18 protein-coding genes and 1 pseudogene are annotated in these 15987 nt (G+C 74.3%); 9 read left to right on the top strand and 10 right to left on the bottom strand.

The window, feature by feature from the left end; genetic code table 11:
* The coding region (locus DLJ47_RS26630) for an MDR family MFS transporter (protein ID WP_109903913.1) at positions 1-1555 on the bottom strand (1555 nt) is incomplete at its 3' end.
* A gap of 111 nt (positions 1556-1666) precedes the next feature.
* Here DLJ47_RS26630 and DLJ47_RS26625 point away from each other — a divergent pair.
* Complete coding sequence (locus DLJ47_RS26625; RefSeq protein WP_109903911.1) at positions 1667-2248, top strand: TetR/AcrR family transcriptional regulator; 582 nt, start codon at positions 1667-1669, stop codon at positions 2246-2248.
* A gap of 79 nt (positions 2249-2327) precedes the next feature.
* On the opposite strand, the gene DLJ47_RS26620 is transcribed toward DLJ47_RS26625, so the two are convergent.
* Positions 2328-2840, bottom strand: coding sequence for a GNAT family N-acetyltransferase (locus DLJ47_RS26620; RefSeq protein WP_109903903.1), 513 nt, complete (start codon positions 2838-2840; stop codon positions 2328-2330).
* Positions 2837-3052: a biotin/lipoyl-binding carrier protein gene (locus DLJ47_RS26615; protein ID WP_088992101.1), complete on the bottom strand. Its 216-nt coding sequence runs from the start codon at positions 3050-3052 to the stop codon at positions 2837-2839. Before DLJ47_RS26615 ends, DLJ47_RS26620 begins: the two co-directional genes overlap by 4 nt.
* A 232-nt stretch (positions 3053-3284) precedes the next feature.
* Here DLJ47_RS26615 and DLJ47_RS37925 point away from each other — a divergent pair, with 232 nt between their 5' ends.
* Positions 3285-3359, top strand: coding sequence for a 50S ribosomal protein bL37 (locus tag DLJ47_RS37925; RefSeq protein WP_373292824.1), 75 nt, complete (start codon positions 3285-3287; stop codon positions 3357-3359).
* A 112-nt stretch (positions 3360-3471) separates the two neighbouring features.
* Here the strand turns inward: DLJ47_RS37925 and rsrA are convergent, their stop codons facing one another.
* From rsrA to DLJ47_RS26590, 5 genes are all read right to left on the bottom strand, one after another.
* The gene (gene rsrA, locus DLJ47_RS26610; RefSeq protein WP_088992100.1) at positions 3472-3759 is read right to left on the bottom strand and encodes a mycothiol system anti-sigma-R factor; all 288 of its coding nucleotides are present in this window, start codon (positions 3757-3759) and stop codon (positions 3472-3474) included.
* A gap of 1 nt (position 3760) precedes the next feature.
* Positions 3761-4582: a sigma-70 family RNA polymerase sigma factor gene (locus DLJ47_RS26605; protein ID WP_109903901.1), complete on the bottom strand. Its 822-nt coding sequence runs from the start codon at positions 4580-4582 to the stop codon at positions 3761-3763.
* Between the two features lie 235 nt (positions 4583-4817).
* A complete protein-coding gene (locus DLJ47_RS26600) occupies positions 4818-5432 on the bottom strand; it encodes an alpha/beta hydrolase family protein (RefSeq protein WP_109903899.1) in 615 nt (204 codons plus the stop codon).
* A 147-nt stretch (positions 5433-5579) separates the two neighbouring features.
* The gene (locus DLJ47_RS26595) at positions 5580-5972 is read right to left on the bottom strand and encodes a WhiB family transcriptional regulator (protein WP_088992097.1); all 393 of its coding nucleotides are present in this window, start codon (positions 5970-5972) and stop codon (positions 5580-5582) included.
* Positions 5973-6169: 197 nt separating this feature from the next.
* Positions 6170-6880 carry an SOS response-associated peptidase gene (locus DLJ47_RS26590; protein WP_109903897.1) on the bottom strand — a complete coding sequence of 237 codons (711 nt, stop codon included), beginning with the start codon at positions 6878-6880 and terminating at the stop codon, positions 6170-6172.
* A gap of 125 nt (positions 6881-7005) precedes the next feature.
* Here DLJ47_RS26590 and aroA point away from each other — a divergent pair, with 125 nt between their 5' ends.
* The 4 genes and pseudogenes from aroA to DLJ47_RS26570 all read left to right on the top strand — a co-directional run bounded on the left by aroA (position 7006) and on the right by DLJ47_RS26570 (position 11264).
* Positions 7006-8307 (top strand): 3-phosphoshikimate 1-carboxyvinyltransferase, encoded by a 1302-nt coding sequence (gene aroA / locus DLJ47_RS26585; RefSeq protein WP_109903895.1) that lies wholly within the window; start codon positions 7006-7008, stop codon positions 8305-8307.
* Positions 8308-8428: 121 nt separating this feature from the next.
* Positions 8429-9415, top strand: coding sequence for a ribosome small subunit-dependent GTPase A (gene rsgA / locus DLJ47_RS26580; RefSeq protein ID WP_233258031.1), 987 nt, complete (start codon positions 8429-8431; stop codon positions 9413-9415).
* Between the two features lie 24 nt (positions 9416-9439).
* A complete protein-coding gene (gene hisN, locus DLJ47_RS26575) occupies positions 9440-10258 on the top strand; it encodes a histidinol-phosphatase (RefSeq protein ID WP_109903891.1) in 819 nt (272 codons plus the stop codon).
* A gap of 59 nt (positions 10259-10317) precedes the next feature.
* Positions 10318-11264, top strand: a pseudogene (locus DLJ47_RS26570) (hypothetical protein).
* On the opposite strand, the gene DLJ47_RS26565 reads toward DLJ47_RS26570, so the two are convergent.
* Positions 11219-12421: a glycosyltransferase gene (locus tag DLJ47_RS26565; RefSeq protein WP_109903887.1), complete on the bottom strand. Its 1203-nt coding sequence runs from the start codon at positions 12419-12421 to the stop codon at positions 11219-11221. The pseudogene DLJ47_RS26570 and the gene DLJ47_RS26565 sit on opposite strands and share 46 nt — an antisense overlap.
* A 275-nt stretch (positions 12422-12696) precedes the next feature.
* Here DLJ47_RS26565 and DLJ47_RS26560 point away from each other — a divergent pair, with 275 nt between their 5' ends.
* The 3 genes from DLJ47_RS26560 to DLJ47_RS26550 all read left to right on the top strand — a co-directional run bounded on the left by DLJ47_RS26560 (position 12697) and on the right by DLJ47_RS26550 (position 15235).
* Positions 12697-13695 (top strand): SDR family oxidoreductase, encoded by a 999-nt coding sequence (locus DLJ47_RS26560; protein ID WP_109903885.1) that lies wholly within the window; start codon positions 12697-12699, stop codon positions 13693-13695.
* Positions 13696-13754: 59 nt separating this feature from the next.
* Positions 13755-14480 (top strand): ATP-binding protein, encoded by a 726-nt coding sequence (locus DLJ47_RS26555; RefSeq protein WP_233258030.1) that lies wholly within the window; start codon positions 13755-13757, stop codon positions 14478-14480.
* Positions 14481-14662: 182 nt separating this feature from the next.
* On the top strand, positions 14663-15235 hold the full coding sequence (locus DLJ47_RS26550; protein ID WP_109903881.1) for a DUF5709 domain-containing protein: 573 nt from the start codon (positions 14663-14665) through the stop codon (positions 15233-15235).
* Between the two features lies 1 nt (position 15236).
* On the opposite strand, the gene DLJ47_RS26545 is transcribed toward DLJ47_RS26550, so the two are convergent.
* Positions 15237-15899: a response regulator gene (locus tag DLJ47_RS26545; RefSeq protein ID WP_088997416.1), complete on the bottom strand. Its 663-nt coding sequence runs from the start codon at positions 15897-15899 to the stop codon at positions 15237-15239.
* Between the last annotated feature and the right edge of the window lie 88 nt (positions 15900-15987).

The raw sequence follows: 15987 nt of genomic DNA, 5'->3' as shown, positions 1-15987 counted from the left end.
GGTCGTTTTCGGTGGGGTGGGGGGTTGGGGGTTCGTTGGCGGTGCGCAGCGGGATCTCCTTGATGAACCAGGCCAGCACCGGCACCGCCACGGTGCACAGCACCGCCCACCAGAAGACGTGCGAGATGGCGTCGGCGAGGCCGCCGAGCACCAACTCGCGGGCCTGCGCCGGCAGCTGCTTGAGCTGCGCCAGGTCCATCCCGACCCCGGCCTCACCACCGCCGCCGGTGAAGGCGCCGCCGGCCGGGGAGTCGGCCAGCCGGTTGGCGAAGATCGCGCCGAACAGCGAGATGCCGAACGAGCCGCCGATCGAGCGGAAGAAGGTGGCCGCGCCACTCGCCGCGCCCAGGTCCTTCTGCTCCACGCTGTTCTGCGCGATGAGCATCGAGGTCTGCATGAGGAAGCCCATGCCGACGCCGAGCACGACCATGTAGAACGAGGACTCCAGCTTGCCGGTGTGCACGTCGAGCAGGGTCAGCAGGGCCATGCCCGCGACCATCACCGCGCCACCGATGATCGGGTAGCTGCGGTACCGCCCGGTCCGGGTGATCGCCCGGCCGACCAGCAGCGAGACCACCAGCATGCCGAACATCAGCGGGAGCAGCAGCAACCCGGAGTTGGTCGCCGAGGCGCCCTGCACGGTCTGCTGGTAGAGCGGCAGGAAGTTCATCGCGCCGAACATCGCGAAGCCGAGCAGGAAGCCGATCACCGAGATCAGCGCGAAGTTGCGGTTGGCGAAGAGCCCCAGCGGCAGGATCGGCTCGGCGGCCCGCCGCTCGACCACGCCGAAGGCCGCCAGCGCCAGCACGGCGAGCACGGCCAGGCCGAGGATCTGCGGCGAGGTCCAGTCGTACTCGTTGCCACCCCAGGTGGTGATGAGCACGATCGCGGTGATGCCGACCGACAGCAGCCCGGCGCCGAGCCAGTCGATCCGGTGCTCGGTCCGGTACCTGGGCAGGTGCATGGTGGTGGCGAGGACCAGCAGCGCGACGCCGCCCAGCGGCAGGTTGACGTAGAACGCCCACCGCCAGGAGAGGTGGTCGGTGATGAAGCCGCCGACCAGCGGGCCGGCCACCATGGCGATCGCCATGATGCCGGCGATCATGCCCTGGTAGCGGCCCCGCTCCCGGGGCGGCACCAGGTCGCCGATGATCGCCATCACGCCGACCATCAGGCCACCCGCGCCGAGGCCCTGGACGGCCCGGAAGGCGATCAGCTCGACCATGCCGTCGCCGGGACCGCCGAACATCTCGGAGCCGGCCATGCCGCAGAGCGCCGAACCGACCAGGAAGATCACCACGGAGGTGAGGAAGACCGACTTGCGGCCGTAGAGGTCACCGAGCTTGCCCCAGATCGGGGTGGAGACGGTGGTACCCAGCACGTACGCGGTGACCACCCAGGTGAAGTGGTCCAGCCCGCCGAACTCGCCCACGATCCGCGGCAGCGCGGTGCTGACGATCATGTTGTCGAGCATCGCCAGCATCATGGCGATCATCAGACCGAAGAGCACGACCCGCACGTTGGGTCGTCGCACGGCCTGGGTGGCCTGAGTCATGGGTAAGCTCCCCCCGAGAAGTGACGCACTTACTTGCCGACCGGCTAGCTACCTTACTAGCCGGACGGTAAGTTGGGCAGAGCAGCCGGTCAAGCGGATTGAGGTGTGTTGGTGAGGGAGAGCACAGGCGGCACGCGGGAGCGGATCAAGGCCGTCGCACTGGAGCTCTTCACCGAGCAGGGGTACGAGAAGACCTCGCTGCGGGAGATCGCCGAGCGGCTCGAGGTGACCAAGGCTGCGCTCTACTACCACTTCAAGAGCAAGGACGAGATCGTCACCAGCTTCGTCGAGGACCGGCTGGAGCTGATCGACGAGCTCATCGCCTGGGCCGAGGCCCAGCCCGCCACCCTGGAGACCCGGCGGGCGCTGATCGCCCGCTACGCCGACGCGATGTTCGCCAGCGAGAAGCCCTCGGTGATGCGGTTCTTCGAGCAGAACCAGACGGTGCTCAAGAGCCTCTCCGCCGGGCAGCAGATGCGCGGCCGGATGATGAAGCTGGCCGAGGCGCTGTTCCGGGGCGACGACTCACCGGCGGCGCAGCTGCGCGCGGCGCTGTCGCTCTTCGCCGTGCACAGCAGCTGGTTCGCCGTCCGCACCCCGCACATCAGCGACGAGGAGCGGCGGCGGATCGCCCTGGAGGTCGCCGACGAGCTGCTCGCCCCCATCGGCCAGCCGGCCGGACCCGCCCGGTAGCCCCGGGCCGGGCCGCCTGCCGGCCAGCCGGACAGCCGCCGGCGCGGTCCAGCCCCTGCGAAGCCGCCGGGAGCGCGGGTCAGTCGGCCGGGGTGAGGTCGAGGCGCAGGCCGAGCAGTTCCACCCCGGGCACCGGCGACCAGTCCAGCTGGGGCGTCCGGACGAAGCCGCGCCGCTGGTAGAGGCGGTGAGCCGCGGTGGCGAAGCCGCTGCGTACGCAGATCACCACGGCCGAGCAGCTCAGCTCGGTCGCCCGCGCCACGCAGGCGTCGACCAGGGCGAGCCCGACGCCGCGCCCCTGGGCGGCCGGGTCCACGGCGAGCATCCGGAACTCCGCCTCGCCCGGGGCGGACAGCTCGGCGTACCGGGTGCCGGGCAGCACGAAGGTCACCGAGCCGAGCGTCTCGCCGGTGGCCTCGTCGACGGCGACCAGCACCTCGCCGTGCTCCGCCCGGGTCGCCACGTCGGCCAGCGTCGCGGCGTAGCCGTGCTCGCCCTTGAGCTGCCCGTCCGCCTCGTACGCGGCCACCGTCAGCCGGGCCACCGCCGGGAAGTCGGCCGGGGTGGCCCGGCGGACCAGCAGGCCACTCAATCGATCACCGCGATCAGGTCGCCGTCCTGCACCACGTCACCCTCGTTCACGGCGAGCTGCCGCACCACGCCGTCGGACTCCGCTACGACCGGGATCTCCATCTTCATCGACTCCAGGATGACCAGGGTGTCCCCCTCGGACACGGTGTCCCCGGCCGACGCGACGACCTTCCAGACGTTCGCCACCATCTCGGCGCGGATCTCCTCGGCCATCTCCGGCCCTCCCTCTCGCGGGTTACCTGCCGACGTATCCAATCATGAGCGCGGCGCCCGCGGGCGCGGAGCGGGCGGCTGACGGCGGGGCGTACCGCTGCCGCCCCGGGCGACGGCGGTGGGTGCCCGCCGCACTAGCATCAGCAGGTCGGACCTGGCGCCGGGCGGACCGGTGCGTGCACCGGCGCCGAGGTCGTGCGCAGGCGGATCCGACCATCACGAGGAGGTCACCATGGCGAAGAAGGCCCGGAAGAAGAAGGCCCGCAAGAAGAGCAACGCCAACCACGGCAAGCGCCCCAACTCCTGAGCGGCGTGCCGGCGGGGTTGGGGCGGCGAACCGCACCGGCCCGATGCCGGAGACACCGGTGGCCCGGGTCGATCTCGACCCGGGCCACCGGTTTTCCGTCGTCACGCCGAGCTCAGTCGGTCAGTTCCCGCGACTCGCTGCTCTCGAAGACCACCAGCTCGGAGATCCGGACCCGGAGCCGCTCGCGCAACTGCTCGGGCGCGGTCTCGTTGCCGCAGCAGCGGGCGACCAGCGCCCGGACCTCCTGCTCGATGCCGTACTCGCGCAGGCAGGGTCCACACTCGTCGAGGTGGTAGCGGATCAGCGTGCGCCGCTCCTCGGCGCACTCGAGGTCGAGGTAGAGGTAGACCTCCTCGAGCACCTCGCGGCAGTCCGTCTCGTGCGGCTTCCCACAGCTCACGTCACACCTCCCGGCCGGCGGCCGCGGTCGAGCCCTTCGACGACGAGGCGGCGCTGAAGCCGCGCTCGGCCGCGTACTGCTCGAGCAGCTTGCGCAGATTACGACGGCCGCGGTGCAGGCGCGACATCACCGTGCCGATCGGCGTGCCCATGATGTCGGCGACCTCCTTGTAGGAGAAGCCCTCGACGTCGGTGAGGTAGACCGCCAGGCGGAACTCCTCCGGCAACTGCTGGAGGGCCTCCTTGACGTCGCTGTCCGGCAGCCGGTCCAGCGCCTCGGTCTCGGCCGAGCGCAGCCCGCTGGAGGTGTGCGACTCGGCCTCGGCGAGCTGCCAGTCGGTGATCTCCTCGGTCGGCGCCTGGATCGGCTGGCGCTGCCGCTTGCGGTAGGAGTTGATGTAGGTGTTGGTCAGGATCCGGTAGAGCCAGGCCTTCAGGTTGGTGCCCTGCTCGAACTGGTGGAAGGCGGCGTACGCCTTCAGGTAGGTCTCCTGGACCAGGTCCTCGGCATCCGCCGGGTTGCGGGTCATCCGCAGTCCGGCAGCGTAGAGCTGATCGACGAAGGGCATCGCGTCCCGCTCGAAGCGGGCCCTGCGCTCGTCCGTCTTCTCGGTGGTCAACCGCACATCCCCTCGCGTCGGATGCTTTCCCGCCGAGGATACGCGTCCCGACGGGGTGGCAGATCCACTTCCGTCGGGTGTGCCGGTGCTCACCGCCGAACCGGCCGGCGGCACCGCCGCGGGCCAGTCCGGACCGTCCAGCAGTTGACGCAGCCGCCGTGCTTCCCGCTCGTCCCGTTCCCGGGCCCGTGTCTCGGTCGGCACCGGTCACCCCCCTCGCCAGAAATGTCGTCCGCGGGGTGCAACGCGAACCGCCGGCCCGATCATTCCGGCTCCGGCCCCCGTTCCTGGTCCCGGCCCCGGTCGGGACCGGCGCTGGGACCAGGAAGGGCCTGGGAGGACCGGTGCCGCCGCCCGAACCGGGCGAACGGCACCAACCGGTGCAACGACCCGGCTCCGCCGACGGAAACGGCCCGCCCGGCGCGCCGGGTCGCCCGGGTCAGGTCACCGCCCAGCCCCGCTCGCGCAGCCAGCCGAGCACCACGGCGGCCGTACCGGCCGGATCGCCGCGCAGGTCGTGCCGCTGCCCCGGTCGGGTCACCACGCGCACCGCCGCCCCCGGCTCGGGCACCCCGAACGGGTCACGGTCGCCGTTGACCACCAGCGTCGGCAGGCCGGTCGCCAGCTCCGCCGCCCGGGACCGCTCCGGCCGCCCGGGCGGGTGCAGCGGGAACGCCAGCGCCAGCACGCCGGCGGCGCCCGTCGCACGCGCGGTGCGGCAGGCCACCCGCGCGCCGCTGGACCGGCCACCCACCAGCAGCGGTACGCCGGGATGCCGGTCCCGCAGCACGGCCAGCACCGCGGTCCACGCCTCGTCGAGGTGCCCGGCCGGAGCGGGCGCGCGGCGACCGGCGACCCGATAGGGCTGGGTCACCCGGCACACCACCAGCCCGGCGCCGACCGCCGCGTCGCGGACCGCCAGTAGGTCCGGCGCGTCAACCGCGCCGCCCGCGCCGTGCCCGAGCACCAGCAGGGCGGCCGGCGGCCCGGCGGGCAGGTCGGTGTCCACCCGGGCGGGGCCCCGTGGCGTGGCGATGTCGTCGCTGGTCGGCACCGGCTCATTCTGCGCCCCGCGCCGCGGGTCCGGCCGCGGAGTCCCGGCGGGCCCGCCGCCCGACCGGGGTGGACCCGACGCCGGACGACCCACGACGAACGACCGGCCCGTGATCCACGGGCCGGTCGCGGTCGACTCAGTCGGCGGTCAGCTCAGCGGCACCAGGGTGAGCAGGCGGTCCCGTACCGGCGGCCCGGCCTCGTCGGCGGCGTCCGGATCGGGCTGCACCTCGGAGCGCCAGGCGACCAGCATCGCCCGCCGTTCGCGCGGGGTGGTGCCGCCCCACACCCCGTGGCAGTCGCCCACCTCCAGCGCCCAGGCCAGGCAGGAGCCCTGCACGTCACAGCTGCGGCAGAGCGCGATCGCGGCGTCCGCCGGCTCGTTCGGCGCCGGAAAGAACGTTTCCGGGTCGACGCTCTGGCAGGTTCCTCTGGTCCGCCATGCCTCGTCCTGGCGCCGCTCCCGCAACGCACGCAGCAGTCGCGGATCTCGTCGTGCGGCGGCCACCTCGTGCGGGCGGGGCATACGTGCCCGTGTCATCCACCCACCTCCCCCGTGGGACCGGCAAGATCGATGGCCGTCGTCCACCCCGTGCGGATCGACAGCCACCACCGGCGCTGTGTTGTATCGCACTTCCGGAGGCCGGGACAAGACTCTGCCGTAAAGTTGGCGGAATATTCGGGCGACGATTCACCCGCAACACTGGCAAATCAGTCGGCGACAATGTGCCGACGGCGTCAGAACAGCGTCAATTCCTCCGGCTCGGCGGATCGCGCCAGCGGCACCCGGGCGGTCAGCTCCGGGCCGTCGTTGCGGACGTCGCCGACCGCCAGGCCCACCGGGCGGATCTCCAGCCCACCGAGCCAGTCCAGCGGCGGCGGGCTGAGCAGCGCGTCCGGCTCGCCGCCCGGGGCCAGCCACCCCGCCCACCGCTCGCGCGGCAGCAGCAGCGGCATCCGGTCGTGCACCTCGGCCAGCTCGCCGAGCGCGGCGGTGGTCAGCACGCTGCAGGTCAGCAACGGCCCGGCCGAGCCCTCCCAGACCGACCAGATGCCGGCGAAGGCGAGCACCGAGCCGTCCAGCGGGGTCATGTAGTAGGCCTGCTTGCCGCCGCCCGCCAGGCGAACCCACTCGTACCAGCCGTCGGCCGGGACGAGACAGCGGCGGCGGGCGAACGCGCCCGCGTACGCCCGGCTGGTGGCGACGGTCTCGGACCGCGCGTTGATCATGCGAGCAGCGCCGGCCGGCGACCGGGACCACGCCGGCACCAGCCCCCAGCGGCCGACGGACAGCGCGCGGTGCCCGTCGGGGGTGACCCGGACCAGCGGCACCGGATCGGTCGGCGCCACGTTGTGGTCGGGAGCGAGCCGGCCGTCGGTGTCGTCGTACGACTCGAACAGCGCGCTCAGGTCGCCCGCGCTCCGGGTCGTCGCGTACCTCCCGCACATGTCGCACACGCTATCCCGCCGGCCGCCGCTCGGCTGTCCCGCCGGCCGCCGCTCGGCTGTCCCGCCAACCGGGAGCGCACGGATCGGCCGGCGCCACCGGTCGGCCGACACGGCAGAATGTAACCGTGGGGAACCTGACAGCGACCCGGCCGCCGCAGCCGTGGACCGCACCGACCGCCTCCGATCCGGTCGCGGCCAGCGTGCGGCTGCCCGGCTCCAAGTCGATGACCGCCCGTGCCCTGGTGCTCAGCGCGCTGGCCAGCGGGCCGTCGACGCTGGCCGGGCCGCTGCGCGCCCGGGACACCGAGCTGATGGCCGCCGGGCTGCGGGCGATGGGCGCGCACATGTCGATCAGCGACGACGACCGCTGGCTGGTCCGGCCGCACCGGCTGGTCGGCCCGGCCCACGTCGACGTCGGCCTGGCCGGCACGGTGATGCGCTTCGTCCCGCCGGTGGCCGGGCTGGCCGACGGGCGGATCACCTTCGACGGCGACCCGCAGGCCCGGATCCGCCCGCTCGGGCCGCTGATCGGCGCGCTGCGCTCGCTCGGCGTACGGATCGACACCCCGCCCTCCGGCAGCCTGCCGCTGACCGTGCTCGGCGCCGGGCGGGTCGCCGGGGGTGAGGTGGTCATCGACGCCTCCGCCTCCAGCCAGCTGGTCTCCGGGCTGCTGCTGGCCGCCCCGCGCTTCGACCGGGGGGTGGTGGTCCGGCACGTCGGCCCGCCGGTGCCCTCCGCGCCGCACCTGCGGATGACCGTGCAGATGCTGCGCGCCGCCGGCGCGGCGGTGGACGACACCACCCCCGACGTCTGGACGGTCGAGCCGGGCCCGCTCACCGGGCGCGGCTGGACGATCGAGCCCGACCTCTCCGGCGCGGTGCCGTTCTTCGCCGCCGCCCTGGTCACCGGCGGCGAGGTGACGTTGCAGGGCTGGCCGCGCAGCAGCGCCCAGCCGGTGGAGCGGCTGCGCGAACTGCTCCAGCTGATGGGGGGCGAGGTGACCCTCTCCACCGCCGGGCTGACCGTGCGGGGCACCGGCGTCGTGCACGGCCTGGCCGCCGACCTCTCCGACGTCAGCGAGCTGACCCCGGCGCTGGCCGCGCTGGCCCTGCTGGCCGACTCGCCGTCCCGGTTCACCGGGGTGGCGCACATCCGGGGCCACGAGACCGACCGGATCGCCGCGCTGGCCCGGGAGTTCAGCGCGCTCGGCGCCGACCTCACCGAGTCCCACGACGGGCTGGAGATCCGCCCCCGCCCGCTGCGCGGCGGGGTGTTCCGCACCTACGCCGACCACCGGATGGCGCACGCCGCCGCGGTGGCCGGGCTCGCCGTGCCCGGCATCGAACTCGACGACGTGGCGTGTACCTCGAAGACCATGCCCGAGTTCCCGGCACTATGGTCAGCAATGGTGACCGGCAAGAGCTGACGGGTAGAGGGGACGGGTCCTGGCGACCAGGCGGCGGGAGTACGACGAGGACGACGTACGGGTCCGGCCCGGGAAGTCCTCGCGCCCGCGTACCCGCACCCGACCCCGGCACGCCGACGCGGTGGACGGCTTCGTCATCGCCGTCGACCGGGGCCGCTACACCTGCGTGCTGCCCGACGCCGGGCCGGACGCACCGACGGTCACCGCGATGCGGGCCCGCGAGCTGGGCCGCAAGTCGGTGGTGGTCGGCGACCGGGTCGGCCTGGTCGGGGACACCTCCGGGGCGGCCGGCGCGCTGGCCCGGATCGTCCGGATCGCCGAGCGGCGCTCGGTGCTGCGGCGCACCGCCGAGGACGACGCGACCACCGCCGAGGGGCGGCTGGAGCGGGTGGTGGTGGCCAACGCCGACCAGTTGGTGATCGTCAGCGCGCTGGCCGACCCGCCGCCGCGCACCGGGTTCATCGACCGTTGCCTGGTGGCCGCGTACGACGCCGACATCGAGCCGCTGCTCTGCCTGACCAAGGCCGACCTGGCCGGCCCGGAGGCGGTGCTCGGCTACTACACCGAGCTGGAGCTGCCGTATGTGCTGATCCAGCCGGACGCCGAGCTGGACGCCCTGCGCAGCCTGCTCGCCGGGCGGGTCTCGGTCATGGTCGGGCACTCCGGGGTGGGCAAGTCGACGCTGGTCAACCGGCTGGTGCCGGAGGCCGCCCGGGCGGTCGGCGAGGTCAGCGCGATCGGCCGGGGGCGGCACACCTCGACCAGCGCGGTGGCGCTGCGGCTGCCACCGGCACCGGCCGGCGACGCCGACGGCGACCCGGGCTGGATCATCGACACTCCCGGGGTGCGCAGCTTCGGGCTGGCGCACGTCTCCGCCGACAGCCTGCTGCACGGCTTCCCCGACCTGGTGGAGGGCACCGTCGACTGCCCGGCCAACTGCCCGCACACCGCCGAGGCGCCGGACTGCGGCCTCGACGCCTGGGTGGCCGCCGGCAAGGCCGACCCGCGCCGACTGGCGTCGTACCGCCGGCTGCTGACCTCGCGGGCCGGTGAGGGCGACCCGCGCGGCGAGCCCGAGCAGCGTGGCGAGCCGCCGACCGGCGGCTGACGCCGGATCGGCTAGGTTGCCCACATGACCGGGTACGCCGACGACCTCGCCCTCGCCCACCTGCTCGCGGACGCCGCCGACGCGGTGTCGACGGCCCGGTTCGGCGCGCTCGACCTGCGGGTCGAGGCGAAGCCCGACCTGACTCCGGTCTCCGACGCGGACACCGCCACGGAGCGGGCGATCCGGGCGCTGCTCGCCGAGCACCGCCCAACCGACGGGCTGCTCGGTGAGGAGTACGGCGTGGCGCCGGCCACCGGCCCGGACGACCGGCAGTGGGTGGTCGACCCGATCGACGGCACCAAGAACTACATCCGCGGGGTGCCGATCTGGGCCACCCTGATCGCCCTGCTGGAGGGGGGCCGGCCGGTGGTCGGGCTGGTCTCCGCTCCGGCGCTGGGTCGTCGCTGGTGGGCCGCCCGCGGGGCGGGGGCGTACGCCGGACCGGACGCCGCCGGCGGTGTCCCGATCCGGGTCTCCGGGGTGAGCGCGCTCGCCGACGCCAGCTTCTGCTACTCGTCACTCGACGGCTGGACGGCCAACGGGCGGCTGGACGGGATGCTCGGGATCATGCGGGACAGCTGGCGCAGCCGGGCGTACGGCGACTTCTACGGGTACGTGCTGCTCGCCGAGGGCGCACTGGACGTGATGGTGGAGCCGGAGCTGTCGCTGTGGGACGTCGCCGCGCTGGTGCCGATCGTCACCGAGGCCGGCGGCACGATCACCGACCTGCACGGCGCGCCGTCCCCCGCGGTGGGCACCGACGCCGACCAGAGCGTGGTGGCCAGCAACGGCGCGCTGCACGCCGACATCCTCGCCCGGCTGGGTCGGCCCACCGCGCGCTGACCCCGGCCAGCCTCTATCCTCGCCAGGTGTCCACCTCCGGCTGGTGCTTCCTCGCGTCGATGATCGTCGCCTACGGCATCGCCAACCTGCTCCAGTCGGTCGCGGCCGCCCGCACCACGGTGCACCACACCTTCGATCCCGGCCTGCTGCTGCGGCTGGCCGGCCACCGCACGTACCTGGTCGGGCTGCTCTGCCAGGTGGTCGGGTTCGTGCTCGCCTTCCTGGCCCGGCGGGACCTGCCGCTGTTCCTGGTCCAGGCCAGCGTGGCCGCCGGGCTCGGGGTGACCGCGCTGCTCGGCGTACTGCTGCTGAAGTGGCGACTACCGGTGGCCGAGGTGGTGCTGCTGGTGCTGCTCTTCGGCGGGATCACGGCGCTGGTGCTGGCCGCCCGGCCGGCGCCGTCCCGACAGCTCGGTACGGCCGGCACGGTGGCCCTGCTGGTGGCGCTCCTCGGGATCGCGGTACTGGGCTTCTTCGCGGTGCGGCTGCACGGCGCGCCCGGTTCGGTGGCGCTCGGCTCGCTCGCCGGGCTGGCGTTCTCCGCCGCCGCGGTCGCGGCCCGGCCACTGGCGTCCGCGCCGACCGCCGAGGCGTTCCTCGGCAACCCGCTGCTCTACCTGCTGATCGCGCACTCCGTGGTCGGCCAGCTGCTGCTCGGCCTGGCCATGCAGCGCGGCTCCACCACGGCGGCGGTGGCGGCGATGGACGCGGCCGGGGCGGTGCCTGCGGCGATCATCGGCCTGCTGCTGCTCAACGACAAGATCTGGCCGGGCCGGGAGTGGCTGGCCGCGGTGGGTTTCCTGGTCACCCTGGCCGCGGTGATCGGGCTGACCCGGTACGCCGAGCCGCAGCACCACCACGCGGTCGCCGGGGAGCGGAAGCGGGCCCTGGTCGGGGCCACCCGGGTCGGCTGAGCCGCAGCGCCACCGGCGGTCGGAACCGCCGCGCCGGGACGGGTGGTCAGGCCGCTTCGACCGGCTTGCGGCGGCGGACCACCCGCTCGTAGAGCCGCTCCAAGGCGCCGGCTGTCCGCTCCCAGGTGTAGCTGCACCGCACCCGGTCGACAGCGGCGTGCCCGTACGCGAACCGGCCGGCGTTGTCGGCGAGCAGCCGGCGCAGCGTCACGCCCAGCGTCCGCACGTCGCCGGGCGGGACCAGCCGGCCGGTGACCTCGTCGACCACCGCGTCGGCGATGCCGCCCATCGCGTACCCGACCACCGGCACGCCGCAGGCCATCGCCTCCAGCGACACCCGGCCCGCCGAGGAGTAGTGCGGGGTGCAGGCCACCACGTCGGCCGAGCGGTACCAGGTGGCCATCTGGTCGTGCGGCACCGCGCCGACCAGCTTCACCTGCTCGGCCACCCCGTTCTGTTCGGCCAGCTCGCGCAGCCGGCGGGCCTCGGCGTGGTTGGCCAACTGCTCGGCCGGCGGCCCGCCGGCGATCACCAGTTCGGCGTCGCCGACCAGCCGCATGGCGCGGATCAGGTCGTCCTGGCCGTGGCCGGGCGAGAGGCCGCCGACGGAGAGGATCCGGGCCCGCTGGTCACGCGGAGCGGCCTCCCCGTCGGGGTGGAACTGCTCGGTGTCGACCCCGGCCGGCACCATCGCCACCGCGGTGCGTTGCAGGCCCATCCGGGTCAGCTCGTCGACCTCGTCGTTGCACTGGGCGACCGCGATGTCCACCGCCCGGGTCAGCGCGCGCTCCAGCGGGATCCGCTCGCCGGGGCCGCCGTACTGCTGGCCGAGGTGGCGGAGCTGCTCCACGCCGAGCGAGTGGAAGGTCTGCACCACCGGGATGTCCGTTTCGCGTACCGCGTGCGCGGCGGCCAGCCCGCCGATCCAGTAGTGCCCGTGCACCACGTCCGGGGTCCACTCGCCCGACCAGCGGTCGGCCAGCCAGCGGCCGAACTCGGCCACGTACGGGACCAGTTCGGCGGTGGGCAGCACGGCGGCCGGCCCGACCGGGACCCGCTCCACCCGGTAGCCGTGCACGTCGGCGGTTTCCGGCAGCCCCGGGTCGTCCCGGCGTTCGTACACCCGGACGTCATGACCTCGTGCGGCCAGTTCCGCGGCGACCCGCGCGATGTGCTGGTGGGTGCCGACGGCCGGGCCGTCGGGGTGGCTGGACGGGCCGGCGTGCGCGCAGACGAGGCCGACGCGCATGGGTCACCTCCATGCGATCTTCTCCAGCGGTGGTCCTCCGGTCAGAGGGTCCCATTAACCCAGCGCTCGGGAGCCGAAACCTGGCAGATCGGGAAGAGGCCGGCGGGTAGTTGCGCGGTGGCAAGTGTTGTTCCGGCCTCAGCGGGCCACCCGTCACCCGCACCGGCAACCCCGCGGGCGCCACCGGGTGTAGCGCAGCCGGCGGCCCGACCTGCGTCGAGGATCCGACCGGTGCCGGTCGCATGACCCCCGGCCAGCCGGGGTACCGGCCAGGAATGCCGCTCACCCGCAGCCTCACCGACGCCACCGTGGTGATCACCGGAGCCTCCAGCGGGATCGGGACCGCGACCGCGTACGCCCTCGCCCGCCGGGGCACCGCCGTGGTGCTGGCCGCCCGCAGCGAGACCGCCCTGCGCGAGGTGGCCCGCAACTGCCGTGACCTGGGTGGCCGGGCGCTGGTCGTGCCGACCGACGTCACCGACCCGGCAGCGATGGAGCGGTTGGCCGCCCGGGCGGTGGAGGAGTTCGGCCGGATCGACGGCTGGGTCAACAACGCGGCGGTCAGCGTGGTGGGCCTGTTCGACGAGATCCCGGTGCAGGAGTTCCGCCGGGTGCTGGAGGTGAACCTGCTCGGCGCCGTGTACGGCACCCGGGCCGCGCTGCCCCACCTGACGGCGGCCGGCGGCGGGGTGCTGGTCAACAACGCCTCGGTGCTGGCCGAGGTGGCGATGCCGTACCAGTCGGCGTACAACGCCACCAAACACGGCATCCGCGGGCTGGCCGACACGGTCCGCCAGGAACTGCGGGTCACCGGCCGGGGCAACATCTCGATCTGCACCGTCCTCCCGGCGACCATCGACACCCCGTTCTACCGGCACGCGGCCAACCACAGCGGGCGGGAACTGGTGCCACCGCCACCGGTCTACCCGCCGGAGGTGGTCGCCCAGACGATCGTCCGGATGCTGCGCCGTCCGCGCCGGGAGGCGTACGCCGGCGGCGCCGCCCGACTGATCGGCCTGCAGTGGCGGCTCGCCCCGGCCCTGGTCGAGCGGACGCTCGGCTGGTACGCCCACCGCACCCAGTTCGGGCCGGCGCCCCGGCTGGACACCGCCGGAAACGTCTTCGATCCGGACGCCGCGGCCCAGCGCGACGGAGGCTGGCACGGCCGGCGGCGGCAGCTGGTGCGGATGACGGCGGCCTTCGGCCTGGCGGCCGCCGGGACGGCGGTGGGCACGGTCGCCGCGATGGCCCGACGAACCCGGACGGACCGCTGATGGGTCCGGCCGGCCGGTCGGATGCGGGGTCCGCGTCGGGCAGGCAGAATAGGGCGATCATGCCGACCGACGTGCGTTGCCTGGTGGAGACGGACCGGTCGTCCGCCGTGATCCGGGTGACCGGGGTGCTGGACCCGGCCGGGGTCGGCCCGGTGCGCGACGCGCTGCTCGCCCGGCTCAGCGACCGGCCCGGCCCGGTCGTGGTGGACCTCTCCGGGTTGCGGGTGGCCGAGCCCGCGGCCGCCCGGGTCTTCGCCGAGGTGCGCCGGGAGGTCCTCGACTGGCCCGCCGCCGACCTGCTGCTGCACGACCCGTCCGGCACGGTCGCCGGGGTGCCCGCCTGGCCGACCCTGGACGAGGCGATGGCCGCGCTGGCCGCCGCGCCGATGGCCGCCGTGCTGACCGCCGACCTGCCGCCGACGGTCGGCGCCGCCCGGCACGCCCGGCAGCTGGTCACCGACGGCTGCCAGCGGTGGGGGGTGCCGCGGCTGGCCGAGCCGGGCTGCATCGCGGTCACCGAGATGGTCAACAACGTGGTCGCCCACGCGCACACCCCGATGACGGTCCGGCTGGCGCCCCGCGACAGCGAGTTGCACCTGGCCGTCCGGGACCACTCCGCGCGCCAGCCGGCGTACGCCGGGCTGGCCCCGCTGACCTCGACCGGCGGCCGGGGCCTGCTGCTCATCGACACGGTGGCCCGGCGCTGGGGCAGCAGCCCGATCCCGGACGGCAAGGTCGTCTGGTGCGTGCTGCACCCGGACGACGAGGCCGCCGCCCGGGGCTGACGCCCAACCGGAGCGGTACGCGCGGGGCGGGGCCGCCCAGCCGGCGGGGTGCGCGGGGTCCGGGCTACCGTTGCGCAGTGGGCGGGCGGTGTGTGGTCGGCCGTCCCCGATCCGACCCGAAGACCGGCTGCGCGGCCGGTGGTGGCGGTTATGGGGGTGCCGGGAGTGGGTAGTGACCGGTCATGCGCGACGACGAGTACCCGACCCCCGTGTCCGATCCCGAGGCGGAGGGGCTGCCCGACACCGCCGACGACGACTCGACCGCCAAAGACGACGTCCTGACCGGGCGCGAGGCGGACGGTCCGGAGCCGGCGCAGCTGCCCGCCGACCGGGACCCGGTGGCGGTGGACCGGTTCGGGACCACCGCCGAGGAACAGCTCGACGGCGAGTCGCTCGACTACAAGCTGGCCCGGGAGTCGTTCGAACGCCCGGTCGACGATCCGTTGGCCGGCCCGATCGACCCGGACATCGCCGCCGAGGCGGACAGCCGGGAGCAGGCGGCACAGGCGCAGCTCGACGCGGACGTCATCGACCCGGGCCCGACCTCGGACCCGAAGTCGCCGGTCTCCATCTACGACCACGGCCAGTTGGGCAGCGTCGCCGACGCCCAGGTGGGGCGGCTGGTCGAACCGGACGAGGGGGCGCACACCGACCAGGAGACCGACTCGGTCGCGTACGACGCGGGCTCGGCCGGCGGTGGCGCCACCGCTGAAGAGCTGGCCATCCACGAGACCCGTCCGCCGCACTCGGTCTGACTCAGTCGTCCAGTCCGCGCTCGATTGCGTACCGGGTCAGCTCGACCCGGTTGTGCAGCTGGAGCTTGCCCAGCGTGTTCTGCACGTGGTTCTGCACGGTCCGGTGGGACAGCCCGAGCCGCTCGGCGATCTGCTTGTACGACATCCCCTTGGCGACCAGGCGCAGCACCTCGGTCTCCCGGTCGGTGAGCCGGGGTGCCGCGCCGTCCCGGCTCCGCGGACCGGCGCCCGCCGGCGCGGCCCCGGCCGGTTCGGCCGCCAGCCGCCGGTACTCGCCGAGCACCAGCCCGGCCAGGCCGGGGGTGAAGACCGGTTCGCCCGCGGCGGTACGCCGCACGGCGTCCAGGAACTCGGCCGGGGCGGCGGACTTCACCAGGTATCCGGTGGCGCCGGCCTTCACCGCGTCCAGCACGCCCTGCGCCTCGCCGCTGGCCGAGAGCATCAGCACCCGCACCTCGGGTAGCGCCGCGCGCAGCCCCCGGATCACCTCGACGCCGGAGATGTCCGGCAGTTGCAGGTCGAGCACCACCACGTCCGGCCGGGTGGCCGCCGCGACCCGGACCGCCTGCCGCCCCTCGCCGCTGGTGGCCACCACCTGGTGGCCGGCCTCGGTCAGGTCGCGGGCCACCCCCTCGCGCCACATCGGGTGGTCGTCCACCACCATCACCCGCGCCACGGTTTCCCCCTGTCCACGCTCACGGTGACCCCTCCCGTTCCCGACTGCGCGGCTCGCGGACCCGACCCACTCCGCG

It is taken from the genome of Micromonospora sp. S4605, from assembly GCF_003176715.1.
Taxonomy (GTDB): Bacteria; Actinomycetota; Actinomycetes; order Mycobacteriales; family Micromonosporaceae; genus Micromonospora; species Micromonospora echinaurantiaca.
This window is presented reverse-complemented; position numbering and strand designations above follow the sequence as displayed.

Excerpts from the sequence above, each read along its gene's own strand:
- DLJ47_RS26615 (WP_088992101.1), bottom strand. The coding sequence starts at position 3,052 with ATGGCCGAGGAGATCCGCGCCGAGATGGTGGCGAACGTCTGGAAGGTC.
- DLJ47_RS26595 (WP_088992097.1), bottom strand. The coding sequence starts at position 5,972 with ATGACACGGGCACGTATGCCCCGCCCGCACGAGGTGGCCGCCGCACGA.
- DLJ47_RS26590 (WP_109903897.1), bottom strand. The coding sequence starts at position 6,880 with ATGTGCGGGAGGTACGCGACGACCCGGAGCGCGGGCGACCTGAGCGCG.
- hisN (WP_109903891.1), top strand. The coding sequence starts at position 9,440 with ATGACCGGGTACGCCGACGACCTCGCCCTCGCCCACCTGCTCGCGGAC.
- DLJ47_RS26565 (WP_109903887.1), bottom strand. The coding sequence starts at position 12,421 with ATGCGCGTCGGCCTCGTCTGCGCGCACGCCGGCCCGTCCAGCCACCCC.
- DLJ47_RS26560 (WP_109903885.1), top strand. The coding sequence starts at position 12,697 with ATGCCGCTCACCCGCAGCCTCACCGACGCCACCGTGGTGATCACCGGA.
- DLJ47_RS26555 (WP_233258030.1), top strand. The coding sequence starts at position 13,755 with ATGCCGACCGACGTGCGTTGCCTGGTGGAGACGGACCGGTCGTCCGCC.
- DLJ47_RS26550 (WP_109903881.1), top strand. The coding sequence starts at position 14,663 with ATGCGCGACGACGAGTACCCGACCCCCGTGTCCGATCCCGAGGCGGAG.
- DLJ47_RS26545 (WP_088997416.1), bottom strand. The coding sequence starts at position 15,899 with ATGGTGGTGGACGACCACCCGATGTGGCGCGAGGGGGTGGCCCGCGAC.